Source organism: Citrobacter sp. 21OH12SH02A-Citro (genome assembly GCF_027919895.1).
In the GTDB taxonomy this organism is placed as follows: domain Bacteria; phylum Pseudomonadota; class Gammaproteobacteria; order Enterobacterales; family Enterobacteriaceae; genus Citrobacter; species Citrobacter braakii.
Genome location: NZ_CP114801.1, coordinates 722,379 through 741,272, shown reverse-complemented (window position 1 = coordinate 741,272; position 18,894 = coordinate 722,379). Strand labels below are relative to the sequence as shown.

17 protein-coding genes and 1 pseudogene are annotated in these 18,894 nt (G+C 52.0%); 9 read left to right on the top strand and 9 right to left on the bottom strand.

From position 1 onward, the window contains the following. Window positions 1-2: 2 nt before the first annotated feature. Window positions 3-1,643: a methyl-accepting chemotaxis protein gene (locus O6D90_RS03645; RefSeq protein ID WP_016157470.1), complete on the bottom strand. Its 1,641-nt coding sequence runs from the start codon at window positions 1,641-1,643 to the stop codon at window positions 3-5. Window positions 1,644-1,857: 214 nt separating this feature from the next. After that, window positions 1,858-2,745 (bottom strand): YghX family hydrolase, encoded by an 888-nt coding sequence (gene yghX / locus O6D90_RS03640; protein WP_016157471.1) that lies wholly within the window; start codon window positions 2,743-2,745, stop codon window positions 1,858-1,860. Between the two features lie 155 nt (window positions 2,746-2,900). On the opposite strand from yghX, the gene O6D90_RS03635 reads away from it, so the two are divergent. Next, window positions 2,901-3,941 (top strand): aldo/keto reductase, encoded by a 1,041-nt coding sequence (locus O6D90_RS03635; protein WP_016154497.1) that lies wholly within the window; start codon window positions 2,901-2,903, stop codon window positions 3,939-3,941. Window positions 3,942-4,009: 68 nt separating this feature from the next. On the opposite strand, the gene O6D90_RS03630 is transcribed toward O6D90_RS03635, so the two are convergent. Beyond that, window positions 4,010-4,513 (bottom strand): ESA_00282 family adhesion-associated protein, encoded by a 504-nt coding sequence (locus O6D90_RS03630; protein WP_016154498.1) that lies wholly within the window; start codon window positions 4,511-4,513, stop codon window positions 4,010-4,012. A gap of 104 nt (window positions 4,514-4,617) precedes the next feature. On the opposite strand from O6D90_RS03630, the gene O6D90_RS03625 reads away from it, so the two are divergent. Beyond that, complete coding sequence (locus tag O6D90_RS03625; protein ID WP_016157472.1) at window positions 4,618-5,022, top strand: hypothetical protein; 405 nt, start codon at window positions 4,618-4,620, stop codon at window positions 5,020-5,022. Between the two features lies 1 nt (window position 5,023). After that, window positions 5,024-5,431, top strand: coding sequence for a hypothetical protein (locus tag O6D90_RS03620; RefSeq protein WP_016157473.1), 408 nt, complete (start codon window positions 5,024-5,026; stop codon window positions 5,429-5,431). Window positions 5,432-5,502: 71 nt separating this feature from the next. Here O6D90_RS03620 and exbD read toward each other — a convergent pair whose 3' ends face one another. Both exbD and exbB read right to left on the bottom strand, forming a co-directional pair. Continuing rightward, on the bottom strand, window positions 5,503-5,928 hold the full coding sequence (gene exbD / locus O6D90_RS03615; protein ID WP_016154501.1) for a TonB system transport protein ExbD: 426 nt from the start codon (window positions 5,926-5,928) through the stop codon (window positions 5,503-5,505). 6 nt (window positions 5,929-5,934) lie between these two features. After that, on the bottom strand, window positions 5,935-6,669 hold the full coding sequence (gene exbB / locus O6D90_RS03610) for a tol-pal system-associated acyl-CoA thioesterase (RefSeq protein WP_016154502.1): 735 nt from the start codon (window positions 6,667-6,669) through the stop codon (window positions 5,935-5,937). 250 nt (window positions 6,670-6,919) lie between these two features. Between exbB and metC the strand changes: the two genes are divergently transcribed. After that, the gene (gene metC / locus O6D90_RS03605) at window positions 6,920-8,107 is read left to right on the top strand and encodes a cystathionine beta-lyase (RefSeq protein WP_016157474.1); all 1,188 of its coding nucleotides are present in this window, start codon (window positions 6,920-6,922) and stop codon (window positions 8,105-8,107) included. A 131-nt stretch (window positions 8,108-8,238) separates the two neighbouring features. Continuing rightward, window positions 8,239-8,898: a DedA family general envelope maintenance protein YghB gene (gene yghB / locus O6D90_RS03600; RefSeq protein ID WP_016154504.1), complete on the top strand. Its 660-nt coding sequence runs from the start codon at window positions 8,239-8,241 to the stop codon at window positions 8,896-8,898. Between the two features lie 77 nt (window positions 8,899-8,975). On the opposite strand, the gene O6D90_RS03595 is transcribed toward yghB, so the two are convergent. Continuing rightward, window positions 8,976-9,875, bottom strand: coding sequence for an AraC family transcriptional regulator (locus tag O6D90_RS03595; RefSeq protein WP_141195433.1), 900 nt, complete (start codon window positions 9,873-9,875; stop codon window positions 8,976-8,978). Window positions 9,876-10,069: 194 nt separating this feature from the next. Here O6D90_RS03595 and yqhD point away from each other — a divergent pair, with 194 nt between their 5' ends. The 3 genes and pseudogenes from yqhD to O6D90_RS03580 form a co-directional block, all read left to right on the top strand. After that, window positions 10,070-11,233, top strand: coding sequence for an alcohol dehydrogenase (gene yqhD, locus O6D90_RS03590; protein WP_016157476.1), 1,164 nt, complete (start codon window positions 10,070-10,072; stop codon window positions 11,231-11,233). A 306-nt stretch (window positions 11,234-11,539) separates the two neighbouring features. Further along, window positions 11,540-12,367, top strand: a complete 828-nt coding sequence (dkgA, locus tag O6D90_RS03585) for a 2,5-didehydrogluconate reductase DkgA (protein ID WP_016154506.1) — start codon at window positions 11,540-11,542, stop codon at window positions 12,365-12,367. A 48-nt stretch (window positions 12,368-12,415) separates the two neighbouring features. Further along, a pseudogene (locus tag O6D90_RS03580) lies at window positions 12,416-12,596 on the top strand (hypothetical protein); the annotation flags it as partial. 85 nt (window positions 12,597-12,681) lie between these two features. Here O6D90_RS03580 and O6D90_RS03575 read toward each other — a convergent pair. Next, window positions 12,682-14,853: a YgiQ family radical SAM protein gene (locus O6D90_RS03575; RefSeq protein WP_003024532.1), complete on the bottom strand. Its 2,172-nt coding sequence runs from the start codon at window positions 14,851-14,853 to the stop codon at window positions 12,682-12,684. 199 nt (window positions 14,854-15,052) lie between these two features. On the opposite strand from O6D90_RS03575, the gene O6D90_RS03570 reads away from it, so the two are divergent. Further along, window positions 15,053-16,528, top strand: coding sequence for a TrkH family potassium uptake protein (locus O6D90_RS03570; RefSeq protein ID WP_016157477.1), 1,476 nt, complete (start codon window positions 15,053-15,055; stop codon window positions 16,526-16,528). 16 nt (window positions 16,529-16,544) lie between these two features. On the opposite strand, the gene ftsP is transcribed toward O6D90_RS03570, so the two are convergent. Together ftsP and plsC are read right to left on the bottom strand one after the other, a co-directional pair. Then, the gene (gene ftsP, locus O6D90_RS03565; protein WP_016154508.1) at window positions 16,545-17,957 is read right to left on the bottom strand and encodes a cell division protein FtsP; all 1,413 of its coding nucleotides are present in this window, start codon (window positions 17,955-17,957) and stop codon (window positions 16,545-16,547) included. 71 nt (window positions 17,958-18,028) lie between these two features. Next, window positions 18,029-18,766, bottom strand: a complete 738-nt coding sequence (gene plsC, locus O6D90_RS03560; protein WP_016154509.1) for a 1-acylglycerol-3-phosphate O-acyltransferase — start codon at window positions 18,764-18,766, stop codon at window positions 18,029-18,031. Window positions 18,767-18,894 lie beyond the last annotated feature (128 nt).

Sequence of the window (18,894 nt, the reverse complement as noted above, 5' to 3'; positions counted from 1 at the left end):
GCTTAAAAGGACACCCATTCATCCTTTTTAGCGGCCGCAGACGTTTTGCTGTCTGCTGAAGGGGAAGCGGTGCTGGCGGTGGCGTACTGCACATCGTTTGCTGAAAGGCGGAACTGTTGTACCGAGCGTTGCAGCTCTTCCGTTTGCCGTTCAAGCGCCACAGCTGCGGCGGAAACTTGCTCTACCAGCGCGGCGTTCTGTTGCGTTACGCTGTCCATCTGCGTGATCGCCACGCTCACCTGCGAAATGCCCTTATTCTGTTCTTCTGAGGCAGAAGCAATTTGCTTCATGATAACGGTCACTTCGGTGGCTCCGCGCAGAATCGCCTCCATGGTTAATCCCGTCTCTTTAACCAGTCGAGCGCCCTGATCGACGCGACGCGACGATTCGCCAATCAGCGTCTCAATCTCTTTCGCCGCCCCGGCGCTACGGCTGGCAAGGTTACGCACCTCACCGGCAACAACGGCAAAACCACGCCCCTGCTCACCTGCTCTGGCAGCTTCAACTGCCGCGTTCAGCGCCAGAATATTGGTCTGGAAGGCAATACTATTAATAACAGACGTAATTTCCGCGATCTGTTTAGAGCTGGCGGCAATGCCGTCCATCGTCTCAACCACTTCTGAAACCAGGCTGCTCCCTTTACCTGCCGTCTCTGTCGCCGTATCGGCAAGCTGGCTGGCTTCACGCGCGTTTTCGGCGTTCAGTTTTACCGTTGCGGTCAGTTGCTCCATGCTGGCAGCGGTCTCTTCCAGCGCCGCAGCCTGCTCCTCAGTACGCGATGAGAGATCGTTATTGCCGGTGGAAATTTCCGTAGCCCCTCGCCAGATGTTGTCACTACCTGAGCGAATTGTACTGACGGCTTCGCGCAGGCTGTCCTGCATCGCGCACAATAACGGCACCAGTTGGCCCACGCAGTTACGGCCAAAATCTTCGATTGGATGGCTGAGATCGCCCTGAGCAATCTGCTGGAACTGCTGGCGGATACGTCCCAGGGGTTTCACCATCATGGCGACGAGGTAACGATCTGTGAAGAACAGGAGAGCAATACCGAGGATCACTGCGGTAATAATTAGCGTCCGGATGATAGACGTTTTGCCATCGACCATGACACGCGTGGTATCAAGCCGCTCACCTGCCGTGGCGTTAAAACGTTCGGCACTGGCGCCAAATTCACGGCTCAGCGCTGGCGTAACGGTGCTGGCATGCTCCGCAAAGGCCGTAAGCGTGCCCTGCTGCGCCAGTTGCATTTGCGGAATCACCCCGTTATCCAACAGCGCCTGCCACTTCGTCAGTACCGCCGCGGCAACGTCCGGATCCATAGGCCCCGGAGACAACGTTTTCATCTCCTGGAGTTTTTTGCTCATATTCTCCAGGGACTGCTGCGCTGGTGCAAAATCAGGCGTTCCGCCACTCATTTTGACATCCATGGCGCGACTTAAGCGCGTTACGAAGCGAAAATACTGATCGTTCCCCTGACTGAGCACCGTCATCTGATGGACAAGATGACGGTCAATATCATTGCCTTCAGATATTTTTGATAAAGAATGAAGACTGAATAAACCCACGCCCGACCAGAGCAGGCAAAAAAGTCCCAGTATTGCCAACATGACAATACGAATAGTGAAGTTTTTCAGCAAACGCATAATAATTTCCTTGCCGTTGATGAGGAATTCGCCATCAGGCGATACTTATCCTTGTTATCGGCAGGCAACAGAGAAGATATAATGCATTCTTTATTTTTTTACTTTCTTAAGTACATCCAATATTATTTACACTATATCAACATGAATGCTAATGAAATTAGCTAGCATTATTATTCAGATAATTAACCTGAAGCATTAAATAATCCCTTGTTTTCTATCGTAAATATTTGTTAAACCATGCAAGAGTACGCTCCCAGGCCAAATCAGCGGCAGCATTATCATAACGCGGTGTCGAGTCATTATGAAAACCATGATTAACGCCGGGATAGATATATGCCTCATAGACTTTCTTATTGGCTTTGAGCGCCGCTTCATAGGCAGGCCATCCCTCATTAATTCGGGTATCTAATTGCGCATAGTGCAGTAATAAAGGCGCTTTGATTTTAGGGACATCTGATGCAGGAACCTGACGCCCATAAAAAGGCACTGCGCAGGCCAGTTCAGGAAAAGCAACGGCTGCGGCATTCGATACGCCGCCACCGTAGCAAAATCCGGTGATACCCACCTTTCCCGTCGCGTCTGAATAACGCTGCATAAATTCAATGGCGGCAAAAAAGTCGTTCATCAGCTTTACCGGGTCAACCTGCTGCTGCAACTCCCGACCTTTATCATCATTGCCAGGATAGCCCCCCACTGAACTTAATCCATCAGGCGCGAGTGCAATATAGCCCGCCTTCGCCACCCGCCGTGCCACATCCTCAATATACGGATTCAGCCCACGATTCTCATGCACCACTACTACCGCCGAAACTTTCCCCGTCGCTTTCGCAGGTTTAACCAGATACCCACGCACATCACCATGCCCTTCAGGTGAAGGATAAGTCATGTATTCCGCCAGGATATCAGGATCGGTGAACTCCACCTGCGTTGCGAGGGCATAATTGGGTTTCAATACATTGAATAATGCCAGCGCCGTCATACCACCGACTGCATATTTCGCAGCAAGATTGAGAAACTCGCGTTTCGTTATTTTGCCATGAGCGTAATAGTCATAGTAGTCGAGCAATTCTTGCGGAAAGTCTTTGGCAGTTAGACGCGGCATGGCAGCACTCCAGATCGATGTTTTTTTAAGCAAAGCACAGTGGTCTGTTTTTGCCCAGTTTTTCATTCCAGTGTGACCTGGTGAACGGGATATTCATCATGAACCCGCTAGAATAGAAACGTTGTTTCGAAATTCACCTGCACTAAGGAGATCTCATGGACTGGTTTGCCAATCCTGAACGTTACGAGCAGATGCTCTATCGCTACTGCGGGCGCAGCGGTTTACGTTTACCCGCGCTATCGCTGGGTTTGTGGCACAGTTTTGGGCACGTTCAGGCGCTGGATTCACAGCGCGCTCTGCTGCGTAAAGCATTTGATTTAGGCATCACGCATTTTGATTTAGCCAATAACTACGGGCCGCCTCCGGGCAGCGCAGAAGAGAATTTTGGCCGATTATTGCGCGAGGATTTTGCACACTATCGTGATGAACTGATCATCTCCACCAAGGCAGGCTATGACATGTGGCCAGGGCCATACGGTTCTGGCGGTTCGCGCAAATACCTGCTCGCCAGCCTCGACCAGAGCCTGAAACGCATGGGCCTCGACTATGTCGATATCTTCTACTCGCACCGCGTTGACGAAAATACGCCAATGGAAGAGACCGCCTCAGCGCTGGCCCATGCGGTGCAAAGCGGTAAAGCGCTGTATGTCGGCATCTCATCCTATTCTCCGGAGCGTACGCAGAAAATGGCCGAGCTGATGCGGGAATGGAAAATTCCGCTGCTGATCCACCAGCCTTCTTACAACCTGCTTAACCGTTGGGTAGACAGCAGCGGTCTGCTGGATACGCTGGAATCCAACGGCATGGGCTGCATCGCATTTACGCCGCTGGCCCAGGGGCTGCTGACGGGGAAATACCTCAACGGCATTCCGGAAGGTTCACGCATGCAGCGTGAAGGGAAAAAAGTTCGTGGGCTGACGGAAAATATGCTGACGGAAGAAAACCTTAACAGCCTGCGTTTGCTCAATGAAATGGCGCAACAGCGCGGACAGTCGATGGCGCAAATGGCCTTAAGCTGGCTGCTGAAAGACAATCGGGTAACGTCGGTATTAATTGGCGCCAGCCGACCGGAGCAACTGGAGGAGAACGTTCAGGCGTTGGCTAACCTGACGTTCAGCGCCGAAGAACTGGCGCAGATCGATAAGCATGTCGCGGATGGTAAACTGAACCTGTGGCAGGCCTCATCTGACAAATAGCCGTTTGTAACTCTGTGCCGGGAAGCGGTGTTAGCCTCCCCGGCACGTAACAGGGCCAGCCAATCCCTTCACACCTCTTCCGCTTTGATCTCTGGACGTTGAAATTCCGGCCACACCAGCGCGACAAGCGCAGGATAAGCCTCCAGACTGAACTCCCTGAAGCACTGGCGTAAGTTAAGCACATCCAGATCGGCATGCGGGACTTTCTCACCGCTCAGACAGCGCTTTTTTATATTGTCGTAATATTTATACACCGCAGAGTTGAGATCGCTACAACGCCGCTGTGCATCAAATAGCCCTGGCGTCTCATTTAGCTCTACCATTGTCATCCGCTTGATCGTTGAGTGGATAAAATCGATATATTCGTGATTAACGCGCCAATACCATACTGGGGTAATCGAATTCATCAGTACCGAAAAATGATCTTCCCCCTCTTCTTTACTCAGCATTTCCGGCTGGTTTTCAGAGTGCCCATTTTCTGCATATCGGTTTTTATTTGCACTGCGCATCAACAAAAGTACCCCGCAGGTAAGCAATAGCAGGGTAATAACAGAATAAAATATACTGTTCATATACTGGCTCCATTTTTTTTGATTTTAAAATTACGCCATGCTATTGTCAACGCAGCCTGGTTTATTTAGAACAACATATCATTGGCATCAAAGGATATTTCAACATGCTTCCCGAGCATCTTGTTCCCTCGCGTTTTCACTTATCCAGCTCATCTACTAATACCAGTCCCACAGATAATAGTGAAAATTTGACTCAGGGAAAGAGAACATTAAGCGATTACGAACCCGATATTTTGATTAGCTCTACCGCTAACGGCCAGGCGCGCAATATGTTATTTGAAGAGTGCGATCGCCATTTAAAAGAGCGCCTGTTTCGTGCCGCGAAAATTGAGTCCTTCACTCGCCTGCTCAATTCACTACAAGCGGAAGGCGACATTAACGTTCAAGAATTAAGTAAAATTTTATCGACAAAAACAGCCAGCGTAAATGAACAGGGCAATAAAATTTGGCTTAATTTAATTACGCGTGAGACCAGCGATCCTATTTTTTATTCTCTGGAAGAGAAATAAAATGAAAGATGTTGAGGATAATAATGTTTATTTGGCTTTAGATGACCATAAAAGCGATGAGTTTGTCTTAAAGCAAAATTTGGCCGTATTGATTGCCAATAAAAATGCGACGTTGGAAAGCGTTGCCCAGGAGATGGTCTCTATTCCCGCCGCGCTGGTGCGGATGAAATGGCAAAATCGTCGCGAAATTTATGCGCTGCAGGCTAAAGAAGAGATCTATGGCGCCGCGATTGAAGCCATTATGGAGCAGCTACCAGAACTACGGGACAAAATCATGGCCCGGCTGGAGAGCACATACCAGCATATACTCCAGCGAGAAACAGCCACCTTACGCCTGACGCGTAAACTGTCTGAAGGGAACTACGAACCCACCAGGATAACGGCAGTCGCACTGGATGAGGACAGATAAGGGCGTGTGGGGAGAGTTAAATCAGGAGAGGAAGGCCGGGTAAGGCAACAACCATTACCCGGCAATCAGGATTACTTCGCTTTCACGGTCTCTTCACCGACCAGACCAATCTTCAGGAAACCCGCCTGATGCAGCGTATCCATAACTTTCATCATGGTTTCATAATCGACGGTTTTATCCGCACGGAAGAAAATCGTGGTGTCTTTCTTCCCATCGGTCAGCGTATTTAATTCGCTAATCATGGTGTCATCCGTCACCTGATTGTTGCCAATAAACATACTCTTATCGGCTTTAACAGACAGGTAAACCGGTTTTTCCGGACGCGGCTGCGGCGTGCTGGTGGAAGCCGGGAGATTCACCTTCACATCCACCGTTGCCAACGGTGCGGCCACCATAAAGATGATCAATAAAACCAACATAACATCGATAAACGGCGTCACGTTGATTTCATGCATTTCACCGTTATCGTCCAGGTTTTCATTAAAGCTCATTGCCATGGAACATTATCCTACACGTAATTTCTGCGCAGCACGTACCGGATGGGCAGAAGCGCTAGCGTTCAGGTCCAGATCGCGACTTTGCAGCAACAGTACCTGTGCCGCGACATCGCCCAGCATCGCTTTATAGCTGCCAATCTGACGTGCGAAAATGTTGTAGATAACGACCGCAGGAATTGCCGCGACCAGACCGATCGCCGTCGCTAACAGTGCTTCTGCGATACCCGGCGCAACAACGGCCAGGTTGGTCGTTTGGGTTTGTGCAATCCCGATGAAGCTATTCATGATGCCCCATACGGTACCGAACAGACCCACAAATGGAGAGATAGCCCCGATGGTGGCCAGGTAGCCGTTACCACGTCCCATATGACGACCTACCGCCGCCACACGACGCTCCAGACGGAAGCCGGTACGCTCTTTAATACCTTCGTTGTCGTCGCTGCCTTCTGACAATTCCAGTTCGTTCTGCGCTTCGTAAATCAACTGTGCGCCCAGGCTTTTGCCATCAAATCCTGCAGCAATCTCATTTGCCTGGTCTAAAGAGCGGGCGTCCGCCAGCAGTTGCTGTTCACGCTTAAGGCGGCGTTTCTGAGTAAAGAACTCAAGGCTCTTACTAAAGAAGATAGCCCAGGTGACCACTGATGCCAAAATCAGCCCAATCATCACGCACTTAACCACGATATCGGCGTGCTGATACATACCCCAGACGGAAAGATCCGTCTGCATCAAATTATTACCCACTCTGTATCTCCAGGACGCAAATCACAAAATCTGAGCGTAATGATATCAAAACGACGTCGAATTGATAGTCGTTCTCATTACTATTTACATATTGCCGCACCTTTGGTTTCTTTTCCTTGCGCTTACGCAGTAAAAAAGTCACCAGAAGCATTTTGAGATTATTTTCTACTGTATGACCGTTCTGCAGGATGCGTCATCTTTGATTCATGGTAGTTTAGACATCCAGACGTATAAAAACAGGTAAGACGACATGGCAGATAAGCAACTTGAAACCAAACTCGTTCACGCAGGACGCAGTAAAAAGTACACGCTGGGCGCGGTAAATAGCGTGATCCAGCGCGCTTCTTCGCTAGTGTTTGACACCGTAGAGGCCAAAAAGCAGGCTACGCACAACCGTGCTAACGGTGCGCTTTTCTATGGACGTCGCGGAACCCTGACGCATTTTTCCCTGCAGGAGGCAATGTGTGAACTGGAAGGCGGCGCGGGTTGCGCGTTGTTCCCCTGCGGCGCGGCGGCCGTTGCCAACACCATCCTCGCCTTTGTGGAACAAGGGGATCATGTGCTGATGACCAACACCGCCTATGAACCCAGCCAGGATTTCTGCACCAAAATTCTCGGCAAACTCGGCGTGTCCACCGGATGGTTCGATCCGCTGGTTGGTGCCGATATTGTGAAGCACATACAGCCGAACACTAAAGTCGTATTTCTGGAATCTCCCGGCTCTGTCACCATGGAAGTACATGATGTCCCTGCTATTGTTGCCGCCGTCAGAAGCGTCGCGCCGGATGCGATCATCATAATTGATAACACCTGGGCTGCCGGGGTGCTGTTCAAAGCGCTGGATTTTGGCATCGACATTTCTATTCAGGCTGGTACCAAATATCTGATTGGCCATTCCGACGCCATGGTCGGCACTGCGGTAGCTAATGCCCGTTGCTGGGATCAACTGCGCGAAAATGCCTATCTGATGGGGCAAATGCTGGACGCCGATACCGCCTATATGACCAGCCGCGGACTGCGTACGCTAAGCGTTCGCCTGCGCCAACATCATGAAAGCAGCTTAAAGGTCGCCGAGTGGCTGGCCAGCCATCCGCAGGTCGCCCGCGTGAACCACCCCGCGCTGCCCGGCAGTAAAGGCCACGAATTCTGGAAGCGTGATTTCACCGGCAGCAGCGGACTGTTCTCATTTGTATTGAATAAGAAACTAAATCATGAAGAGCTGGCCGCGTATCTGGACCACTTCAGCCTGTTCAGCATGGCCTACTCCTGGGGCGGTTTTGAGTCGCTGATTCTCGCTAATCAGCCGGAACACATTGCGGCAATCCGTCCGCAAGGCGAGGTGGACTTCAGTGGAACGCTCATCCGTTTGCATATCGGTTTAGAGAATGTTGACGATCTGATTGCCGATTTGGCCGCAGGATTTGCCCGAATCGAGTAAAATTGCCATAGATGGACATATATGCAGACACTTCTGGTGGAAAAGTCTGCAATTGTTGCGTCCGGGATCAAGGCATCCCGGACAATTCAGGAGTACAATCCACACATAAACGCTGTTCCACAGGAAAGTCCATGGTAGTCATTCAAGATATTGTCTCCGCGCTTTGGCAACACGATTTTGCCGCGTTGGCGGATCCGCACGTTGTGAGCGTGGTGTACTTCGTAATGTTCGCCACACTGTTTTTAGAAAATGGCCTGCTGCCTGCCTCCTTTTTACCCGGAGACAGCCTGTTATTGCTGGCAGGGGCGCTGATCGCTCAGGACGTGATGAGTTTTATACCTACCATAGCTATTCTGACTGCCGCAGCCAGTCTGGGCTGCTGGCTGAGCTACATTCAGGGACGCTGGCTGGGCAACACACGGACGGTAAAAGGCTGGCTGGCGCAATTACCTGATAAATATCATCAGCGCGCTACCTGCATGTTTGACCAACACGGGCTGATGGCACTGCTGGCTGGGCGTTTCCTGGCATTCGTTCGTACCTTGCTGCCAACAATGGCGGGAATTTCGGGCCTGCCAAACCGTCGGTTCCAGTTTTTTAACTGGCTGAGCGGTCTGCTGTGGGTCACCGTCGTCACCGGCTTTGGCTATGCGCTGAGCATGATCCCGTTCGTCAAACGCCATGAAGACCAGGTGATGACCTTTTTAATGATCCTGCCGATTGCCCTGTTAACCGCGGGTCTGTTGGGAACCCTGTTTGTAGTGATTAAAAAAAAATACTGTAGCGCCTGAGTATTAACCGTAGGCCGGGGTTCCCCCGGCATTTTCGCCTGATGACGTTTCGCTTATCAGGCCAGCGCTGAGCAAGTTTAACTCCCCTGCATCATTCGAATTCTGGCTGCATCCTCCCCCGGTGTTACGCCAAAGAAACGTTTGAATTCCCGACTGAATTGCGATGCGCTCTCATAGCCGACGCGCATGGCAGCCGCACTGGCCTTCATCCCGTCGTGGATCATCATCATCCGTGCTTTATGCAGACGATAACTCTTCAGGTATTGCAGCGGCGACGTGCTGGTCACCGCTTTAAAATTATGATGAAACGCCGACACGCTCATGTTCGCTTCTGCCGCCAGTTGTTCGACATTGAGATTTTCGGTGTATTTGGTTTCAATGCGCTTCAGCACCCGGCTTATCAAACTGAAATGCGTCTGGCGGCTAACCAGCGCCAGTAATGCGCCGCCGCGCGGCCCGGTCAACACATGGTAGAGGATCTCGCGAATAATCTGTTTCCCCAGAATACGCGCATCCAGCGGTCGCTCCATCACATCCAGCAGGCGCTCAGCGGCGCACAGTATTTCGTCAGAAAGCGTCGCGGAGTTGATCCCGCTGGCCGCCATGGCGGGCTGGAACAGCTCATCTTCCCCAATGTCCATCAACAGCTCCTGCAATTGCAGAATATCGACATTCAGGTAGATACCGGCCAGGGGAACCTCCGGCGTTGCATACGTTTCACATTCAAAGGGTAACGGTACGGTTAGCAACAGGTATTCGTTGGCGTCATAACGAAATACACGTTCATTGATATAACCAATTTTATGTCCCGAAAAGAGAAATATGATTCCTGGCTGATACATTACCGGTGTACGCGCTGCCGGCTCAGTGCCGTGCAGCAGGCGGACATCTGGCAGCAGTTCGCTGAGTTTATTTTCATTGTTTTTCAGCTTCTTAATTTTATCTGTCAGCAGAAGGCAGATCTCATCACGGTTCATAGAGCACCATTTCATCATCGGTTTGCAACCCTGACATAATGCGCAGATTTATCCGTTTTCTCCAGCAGTCTGTAGAAATGGGCAAGACATCGGCAGAAATGAGCATTGAGAGCAGCGCGGCTGACGACCACAATGTTCATCATCCGGCAGACACTCTCCTGCCCTCTTTTTTTACCCACATAAGGGAACGAGCAATGAACAACTTTAATCTCCATACCCCAACCCGCATTCTGTTTGGTAAAGGTGCGATTGCTGAGCTGCGCGATCAAATCCCTCAGGATGCTCGCGTATTGGTTACCTATGGCGGCGGTAGCGTGAAAAAAACCGGTGTCCTGGCACAGGTTCAGGATGCGCTGAAAGGCCTGGACGTGCTGGAGTTTGGCGGTATTGAGCCGAACCCGTCTTATGAAACGCTGATGAACGCGGTAAAAATCGTGCGTGATGAGAAAGTGACGTTCCTGCTGGCGGTAGGCGGCGGTTCGGTGCTGGATGGCACCAAATTCATCGCGGCTGCGGCACAATACGCTGACGGCATCGATCCATGGCGTATTCTGGAAACCCACGGCAACGACGTAACAAGCGCTATCCCGATGGGCTCCGTATTAACCCTGCCAGCAACCGGCTCTGAATCTAACTCCGGCGCGGTCATTTCGCGTAAAACCACCGGCGATAAGCTGGCCTTTATGACCCCATTTGTGCAGCCGGTATTTGCCGTGCTGGATCCGGTTTACACCTATACCCTGCCGCCGCGTCAGGTTGCGAACGGCGTCGTAGATGCCTTCGTACATACCGTTGAGCAGTATGTGACTTATCCGGTAGACGGGAAAATTCAGGATCGCTTTGCCGAAGGTATTCTGCTTACGCTGGTAGAAGAAGGCCCGAAAGCATTGCAGGAGCCGGAAAATTACAACGTGCGTGCGAACGTTATGTGGGCGGCAACCCAGGCGCTGAACGGCCTGATTGGCTCAGGCGTACCACAGGACTGGGCAACGCATATGCTGGGCCACGAACTGACCGCAATGCACGGTCTGGATCATGCTCAAACATTGGCGATCGTTCTGCCAGCGCTGTGGAATGAAAAACGCGATACCAAACGTGCCAAACTGCTGCAATACGCAGAGCGTATCTGGAATATCACCGAAGGTTCCGATGACCAACGCATCGACGCCGCTATTGCCGCAACCCGCGCTTTCTTCGAACAAATGGGCGTACCGACTCGTCTGTCTGACTACGGCCTGGACGGTAGCTCCATCCCAGCGCTACTGGAAAAACTGCAAGCGCACGGCGGTACAAAACTGGGCGAACATCAGGACATTACGCTCGAGGTCAGCCGTCGGATTTACGAAGCTGCCCGCTAAGGTTTTTTCACCTCCGCCTTTCATTTTTGGGTATTTTTATTCTAAATATTTCGAGTTGCATAAAGGCAGCAAAGGAGAGAATCCCCAGGAGCTTACATAAGTCAGTGACTGAGGGTGAAACGACAAACCTGCCGGGAGCAGATTTGAACGCTGCTTGCAGCGGACCTGAAAGGGCGAGGCTCATGGATGGGCCGCGTAATAAAGCCAACGCATATGCAGCTTGAAGTATGACGAGGATAGGCCAGACTTAAGTCACACCTAACTTACCGGGGCTTGCCTCGGTAAACTCAATTCAGGGGAGGAATTATGACCGGTCCAACCATTATTAAACTACAGGATGGTAACGTCATGCCGCAGCTGGGCCTGGGGGTCTGGAAGGCAAGTAACGAAGAGGTCATCACTGCCATTCACAAAGCGCTGGAAGTGGGGTATCGCTCAATTGATACCGCTGCGGCGTACAAAAACGAAGAAGGTGTCGGCAAAGCAATACGCGATGCGGGCGTACCGCGGGAAGAGTTATTCATCACCACCAAGCTGTGGAATGATGACCAGAAACGCCCTCGGGAAGCCTTGCTCGAAAGCATGGAGAAACTCCAGCTCGATTACCTCGATCTTTATCTGATGCACTGGCCAGTGCCGGCGATCGACCACTACGTTGAAGCGTGGGAAAGCATGATCGATCTGCAAAAAGAAGGGCTGATTAAGAGCATCGGCGTGTGTAACTTTCAGATCAATCATCTCCAGCGACTGATGGATGAAACCGGCGTACCACCGGTGATTAACCAGATAGAACTTCATCCGCTTATGCAACAGCGCCAACTGCACGCCTGGAACGCAACGCATAAAATCCAGACCGAATCCTGGAGCCCGCTGGCGCAGGGCGGCAAAGACGTCTTTGATCAAAAGATTATCCGCGATCTCGCGGAGAAATATGGCAAATCACCGGCGCAGATTGTCATCCGCTGGCATCTGGATAGCGGCCTGGTGGTTATTCCGAAATCAGTCACTCCTGCGCGTATCGCAGAAAACTTTAACGTCTGGGACTTCCGCCTGGATAAAGATGAATTAGGCGAAATCGCAAAGCTCGATCAGGGCAAACGTCTGGGACCAGACCCGGACCAGTTCGGCGGTTAACCCCTTCTCTCCTGCCCGACATCTCGTCGGGCCTTTACTGATTTGAATTTCGGCGTAGACCACGTGCACAGCTAATTGAGTCCCATGCGATCTGCCCCACTGGAAGCCGATTGAATCGCAGCAGAACCAATTTTTCGAGCAGTATGAAGGATATCTGTCGTCACACGATCATGAACGGGCGGATGATGCAAAACTGGCCGCATTAGCGGCCAGAATTCGTGAGGCATAATTACTGAGCACTTCTGCCAGATGGCACCTTATCCGGCCGACGGTCTTTCAGGCCCGGTAAACATTTCACTCCCGGGCAAGACAGATTAGCGCCCTGCTACTTTCCCACGTTTTTTGTTCGCGGCAGGCGTCTGGCGCTGATGCGCCACAGGCGTGTGCTTGGTCAACGCCGGACGGGTATGACGGTTCTGGCGACGCGCTTCGCGCATCTCTTCCAGCGTAGGCGCCGGAACCAGACATTCGCGACGACCACCGATCAGATGCTTTTTACCCATATCTTCCAGCGCCTGGCGGATTAACGGCCAGTTGGCTGGATCATGGTAACGCAGCAGCGCTTTATGCAGACGACGCTGTTTATCACCTTTCGGCACCACCACGTCTTCACTCTTGTAACCAATTTTACCCAGCGGGTTTTTCCCGGTGTAATACATGGTTGTGGAGTTCGCCAATGGTGATGGATAGAAGTTCTGCACCTGATCCAGACGGAAACGACGTTGCTTCAGCCACAGCGCCAGATTCACCATATCCTCGTCACGCGTCCCAGGATGCGCAGAAATAAAGTATGGGATCAGGTACTGCTCTTTACCGGCCTGTTTAGAGTAGGTGTCGAACAATTCCTTAAAGCGATCGTAGCTGCCCATCCCCGGCTTCATCATCTTCGACAGCGGGCCTTCTTCAGTATGCTCTGGCGCAATCTTCAGATAGCCGCCCACGTGGTGGGTAGCCAGCTCTTTGATATAGCGCGGATCTTCAACCGCGATGTCATAGCGCACACCTGAAGCGATAAGGATCTTTTTAATGCCTTTCAAATCACGCGCACGGCGATAGAGGTTAATCGTCGGCTCGTGGTTAGTATCCATATGCGGACAAATATCCGGGTAGACGCATGACAAACGACGGCAGGTTTGCTCCGCACGCGGTGACTTACAGCGCAGCATATACATGTTCGCCGTTGGGCCGCCGAGATCGGAAATCACGCCGGTAAAGCCCGGAACGGTGTCGCGAATAGCTTCGATTTCATTGATGATCGAGTCTTCAGAGCGGCTCTGGATGATGCGGCCTTCGTGCTCGGTGATCGAACAGAACGAGCAGCCGCCAAAACAGCCACGCATAATGTTGATCGAGAAACGGATCATCTCGTAGGCCGGAATGCGGCTGTCGCCATACGCCGGATGCGGCACGCGCTTGTACGGCAGCGCAAAGACGCTGTCCATTTCTTCGGTAGAGAGCGGAATGGCTGGCGGGTTGATCCAGATGTAGCGATCGCCATGCTTTTGCATCAGCGCGCGCGCACAGCCTGGGTTGGTTTCGTGGTGCAGGATACGCGACGCATGTGCATACAGCACTTTATCGCCCTTCACTTTTTCGAAGGACGGCAGCAGCACGTAGGTTTTTTCCCACGGTTTCGGGCGCGGCGGCTGTACAGTTACCGCTTTCGCTTCCTGCTTTTTCGGTGCGACAGGTTTGTTGTCGGCACACGGCAAATCCTCGCCGTATGGATGCGGGATCGGGTCAATTTTGCCCGGCGTGTCGAGACGCGTGGAATCCACCCCACTCCAGCCCGGCAGCGCTTCTTTAACCATAATCGCGGTGTTACGCACGTCGCGGATCTGATCGATAGTTTCACCCATCGCCAGACGATGCGCCACTTCCACCAGCGGACGTTCGCCGTTACCGAACATCAGCATGTCGGCTTTTGAATCCACCAGCACGGAGCGACGAACGGTATCAGACCAGTAGTCGTAGTGCGCGGTACGGCGCAGGCTGGCCTCAATACCGCCGAGAATAACCGGCACATCTTTCCATGCTTCCTTACAGCGCTGGGTATAGACCAGCGTCGCGCGGTCCGGGCGTTTGCCCGCCACGTTGTCTGGCGTATAAGCATCGTCATGGCGCAGTCGGCGATCGGCGGTATAACGGTTGATCATCGAATCCATGTTGCCTGCGGTTACACCAAAGAACAGGTTCGGTTTACCCAAACGCATAAAATCGTCTTTGTTGTTCCACTCCGGCTGGGCGATAATCCCAACACGAAAGCCCTGCGCTTCCAGCATACGGCCGCAAATTGCCATGCCAAAGCTGGGATGATCGACGTATGCATCGCCGGTAACCAGAATGATGTCGCAGCTATCCCAGCCAAGTTGGTCCATTTCGTCGCGTGACATCGGCAAAAATGGTGCCGGGCCAAAACAGGCTGCCCAGTACTGCGGCCAGGAGAAAAGGTCTCTGTCCGGCTGGATCAGGGATATTGCGCTCATAGTGCTTCCAAAAATGGTAAAAAAATAATCAAAGGCCGGGGATTATACGCTGTATGTCGGCAAGAAATGAAGTGGAGTCTGAGTCGGACAAGTAGAAAGTGATTTAAATTGTTAAATTTTACGACGCCCATTTTTATCATTCATAATTAACACCATGCCGGCCAGCTGAGATAACTCTTTTTCGGCGGGGGATTTTTCATTGCGACTCAACGATTCACTGCATATTTCCCAGTTACGGGTAGTTGTTCACCTGTGCGGATTTCTGGTTCTTCTCTACAGCTTCTCCATGCTGCCGCCGATGACCATTGCTCTGTTAAATAAAGAGCGGAGCTTTTTCGCTTTTTTCAGCACATTTATGACGTTCTTTACCCTCGGCGGTGGAGCGTGGCTGGCAACCAAACATGCAGGAATTCAACTACGAACCCGGGATGGCTTCGTCATTATCGTCCTGTTCTGGCTGCTGTTTTCGTTTATCAGCGCCATGCCGATGTGGATGGACGATGGCTTAAATCTCTCCTTTGCCGATGCCCTGTTCGAAGGGGTTTCTGGGATAACCACCACTGGCGCTACGGTAATTGACGACGTCAGCGCCTTGCCGAAATCGTATCTGTACTATCGGGCTCAGCTCAATTTTATTGGCGGTCTGGGGGTTATTGTCCTTGCCGTAGCGGTATTACCCCTGCTGGGTATTGGTGGTATGAAGCTGTATCAGTCTGAAATGCCAGGTCCCTTTAAAGAAGAACGCCTCACGCCAAGGCTTGCTGATACCGCACGTACGCTGTGGCTGACCTACGTCATTCTCGGCCTTATTTGTACTCTGGCCTACTGGGTTGCCGGGATGTCGTTTTTCGATGCCTTATGCCACGGGCTGTCGACGGTCTCTCTCGGCGGATTTTCCACCCGTAGTGAGAGCATCGGGTTTTATAACAGCCACGCTATTGAGTTAGTCGCCGGACTGTTTTCACTGCTGTCTGCGTTTAACTTCACCCTCTGGTACGTAGCTATTGTGAAACGTACCTTTAAGCCCTTTCGTCGTAATGCCGAGCTGCGTTTCTTTCTGCTTATTGCGCTGGTTGTCACCTTGATCGCCACCTGGCAGGTCTGGCGGGCGGGTATGTACGGGATAACGGACAGCCTGGTGCATGCCTTTTTTCTGGCCAGCTCCATGCTGACAGATAATGGCCTGTCGACGGCGGATTATGCGCAGTGGCCTTCGCACACGATATTCATGCTGCTCAGCGCCAGTTTCTTCGGCGGTTGTGTCGGCTCGACCTGCGGGGGGATTAAGGTGCTGCGTTTTTTGATTATGTTCAAGCAATGCCGTCAGGAGTTACACCAGCTCGCGCATCCTCGCGCCCTGCTGAATATCAAAGTGGGCAATAACGTGGTAAGCGACCGAGTAGTGCGTTCGGTATGGAGCTTTTTCTTTCTCTACGTTTTATTTACCAGCTTTTTTATCTGGGCGCTCAATCTGATGGGCTACGATCTCTTCTCCTCTTTCGCCACCGTTGCCGCCTGCATCAATAACATGGGGCTGGGATTTGGCATCACCGCAACGACGTTTGGCACCTTAAACGAGGAGGCAAAACTTCTGATGTGCGCGGCCATGATCATGGGGCGTCTGGAGATTTACCCCATTCTGATCCTGTTCTCGCGCATGTTCTGGCGGGCGTAACGGAAACTCCGGCGCATTACGGCGCCGGGTTCACCAACATCTGTCCGATCGAACCACGATCCGCCATTTCCAGCGTCTGACTGTTAAAGTAGAACGGGAAATGAGCCCAGGAAGGTTGTCCATAGTAGACCAGTAATTCAACCTGGCCGTCGACCCAGACGGTATCTTTCCAGCCTCGGTCTTCCGGGAACGGCATTGCGCCATTCACATTACGGATCAGGAACGAGACGCCTTCGATATGGAAAGACTGAGGCATATCCGCTCGTACCGTCCAGCGCTCCCAGGAGCCCTGCTGAGCGGTAATATCCATGCGGTTGACGTCCCACAGCTGACCGTTGATGCCGGGATCGTCATCCAGACTGATATCACGGCTGCGAATCGGTGAACCACTGAGGATTTCCGTTGGCAGCAGGCGCATTGGCAGACTGTCGGTCACCAGCGGCAGGAGGCCGGTCGGGCGCAGCGTCAATACCAGCGTGGAGATGAGAATACTGGAAGGCTCAAAGAATCCGCGGATCCTGTCGACAATGCTGGCCGCCTCACCACAGGTGATAGAGACCTCATTTCCGTTAGTCATATCCACCAGGATCTCACGGCGCTCGCCAGGTGCCAGCGAGAGCTGCTTCACCGAAACGGGCGCAGGTAAAAAGCCCTGATCGCTGGAAATCACATGCAGCGCGCGGCCATCGCTCATTTGCAACTGGTAACGACGCGAGTTTGAAGCGTTCAGCAAACGCAAACGCACCCAGCCGCGAGAGACTTCGACATATGGGCTTTGCGCCCCGTTGACCAGCAGGGTATCACCGACAAAACCACCGCTGCCGGGTTCGCTATATTCCGGCGTACCAAAGTTGTCCAGACGCTTGTCCTGGATAATGATCGGAAAATCATCCACGCCGTAGTGGTTGGGAATAGACAGTGATTTACTCACTTCATCTTCAATCAGCCACATTCCGGCAAGACCGTTATAAACCTGCTGGGCAGTACGATTTGGCGTATTGGCGTGATACCACAGCGTAGCGGCATTCTGACGAATCGGCAGCACTGGTGCCCAGTCTGCATTAGGGGACATCATGCGCGCCGGGCCGCCCATCAGCGGGCCTGGCACCTGTAATCCAGCGACAGTCATCGAGACATTTTCAGTCAGACGGTTGCTGTAGATAAGTTTGACGTCATCCCCTTTCCAGACGCGGATCGTCGGTCCCAGGTAGCGACCGTTAATCCCCCAGACAGGTGCGCGCGTGCCTTGCGTGAAGGACCAGTGGGCGCGTTGCAGCGTCATAAATAACGGCTGCCCCCGACGGGACTCCAGCAGCGGAGGTACGGGTAACGGTTGTTGCTGACCGGCAGCATTAGCCTTCAGCGGAACAGCACCTGCACACAGTGCGATCCCCGATGCCTGAATGAACTGACGCCGACTGAATGACATATAAACTCCATGAAAAACTGGCGATTAACACGCAGGAAATCTTTTCCTGTAACAAACCCGAATTGCGCGGATTAAACCTTACCGGCGGCTTCCCGCTCAGCAACTTCTTTATCGAGTTCTGCGATTTTTTGTTCCATCAGCGTACGGCAATGCGCTGCCAGTTCACGAACCTGATCTTTCCCAAAGTGGCTAATATCTACCGGCGGCAACATCTCTACAATCGCCAGACCATTATTGAGTCGGTTGAGTTTTATCTTATTCGAGGTGGTTGAAACGCACACCGGAATAACCGGGACACCCGCCGCAATCGCCGCATGAAACGCGCCGGTTTTAAACGGCAGCAGACCGCGACCACGGCTACGCGTTCCTTCCGGGAACATCCAGATAGAAATACGACGTTTTTTGAAATGATTCACCACCGCCGCAATGGTGCTGTGCGCTTTGGTACGGTTGTTTCTGTCAATCAGCAGGTTGCCGGTTAACCAGTACAGCAGCCCGAAGAATGGGATCCACAACAGGCTTTTTTTACCTACCGTCACCGTCGGCGGCTGAACAATATTCGCAGCGGTAACCATGTCATAGTTGTTCTGATGATTACAAATATAGATAGCATTACCATAGTTCTGCGCGTCTGCCGGCATGCGGCACTCAACCTTCAGGCCATAAAGGGGAGCCAGGCGGCCAAACATATGACCGAACGTTGCGACGTGTTTTGGATTTCGTGGGCTGAACAGACAGTATATGCAACCGAAAATACAGACCAGAACGCAGTAAATAACAGTAATGATTAAACGAAAAATATATAGCATAACAACCTCTGAGGCCTAAGAGCCTGGCATTTTACGTCACCTGATTCATCACGCAGTATCAGGTTAGGGCTTTGTTAAGGGCGGCTCTCTGGAAAAGCGTATTGTTAATCGCAACGCACGAATAAACA

Bases quoted from the DNA above. Each gene is read 5' to 3' on its own strand.
- dkgA (WP_016154506.1), top strand. From the start codon at position 11,540: ATGACCGGTCCAACCATTATTAAACTACAGGATGGTAACGTCATGCCG.
- ftsP (WP_016154508.1), bottom strand. From the start codon at position 17,957: ATGTCATTCAGTCGGCGTCAGTTCATTCAGGCATCGGGGATCGCACTG.
- O6D90_RS03595 (WP_141195433.1), bottom strand. From the start codon at position 9,875: ATGAACCGTGATGAGATCTGCCTTCTGCTGACAGATAAAATTAAGAAG.
- O6D90_RS03635 (WP_016154497.1), top strand. From the start codon at position 2,901: ATGGACTGGTTTGCCAATCCTGAACGTTACGAGCAGATGCTCTATCGC.
- O6D90_RS03630 (WP_016154498.1), bottom strand. From the start codon at position 4,513: ATGAACAGTATATTTTATTCTGTTATTACCCTGCTATTGCTTACCTGC.
- yghB (WP_016154504.1), top strand. From the start codon at position 8,239: ATGGTAGTCATTCAAGATATTGTCTCCGCGCTTTGGCAACACGATTTT.
- plsC (WP_016154509.1), bottom strand. From the start codon at position 18,766: ATGCTATATATTTTTCGTTTAATCATTACTGTTATTTACTGCGTTCTG.
- yqhD (WP_016157476.1), top strand. From the start codon at position 10,070: ATGAACAACTTTAATCTCCATACCCCAACCCGCATTCTGTTTGGTAAA.
- O6D90_RS03645 (WP_016157470.1), bottom strand. From the start codon at position 1,643: ATGCGTTTGCTGAAAAACTTCACTATTCGTATTGTCATGTTGGCAATA.
- O6D90_RS03620 (WP_016157473.1), top strand. From the start codon at position 5,024: ATGAAAGATGTTGAGGATAATAATGTTTATTTGGCTTTAGATGACCAT.
- metC (WP_016157474.1), top strand. From the start codon at position 6,920: ATGGCAGATAAGCAACTTGAAACCAAACTCGTTCACGCAGGACGCAGT.
- yghX (WP_016157471.1), bottom strand. From the start codon at position 2,745: ATGCCGCGTCTAACTGCCAAAGACTTTCCGCAAGAATTGCTCGACTAC.
- exbD (WP_016154501.1), bottom strand. From the start codon at position 5,928: ATGGCAATGAGCTTTAATGAAAACCTGGACGATAACGGTGAAATGCAT.
- O6D90_RS03575 (WP_003024532.1), bottom strand. From the start codon at position 14,853: ATGAGCGCAATATCCCTGATCCAGCCGGACAGAGACCTTTTCTCCTGG.
- O6D90_RS03625 (WP_016157472.1), top strand. From the start codon at position 4,618: ATGCTTCCCGAGCATCTTGTTCCCTCGCGTTTTCACTTATCCAGCTCA.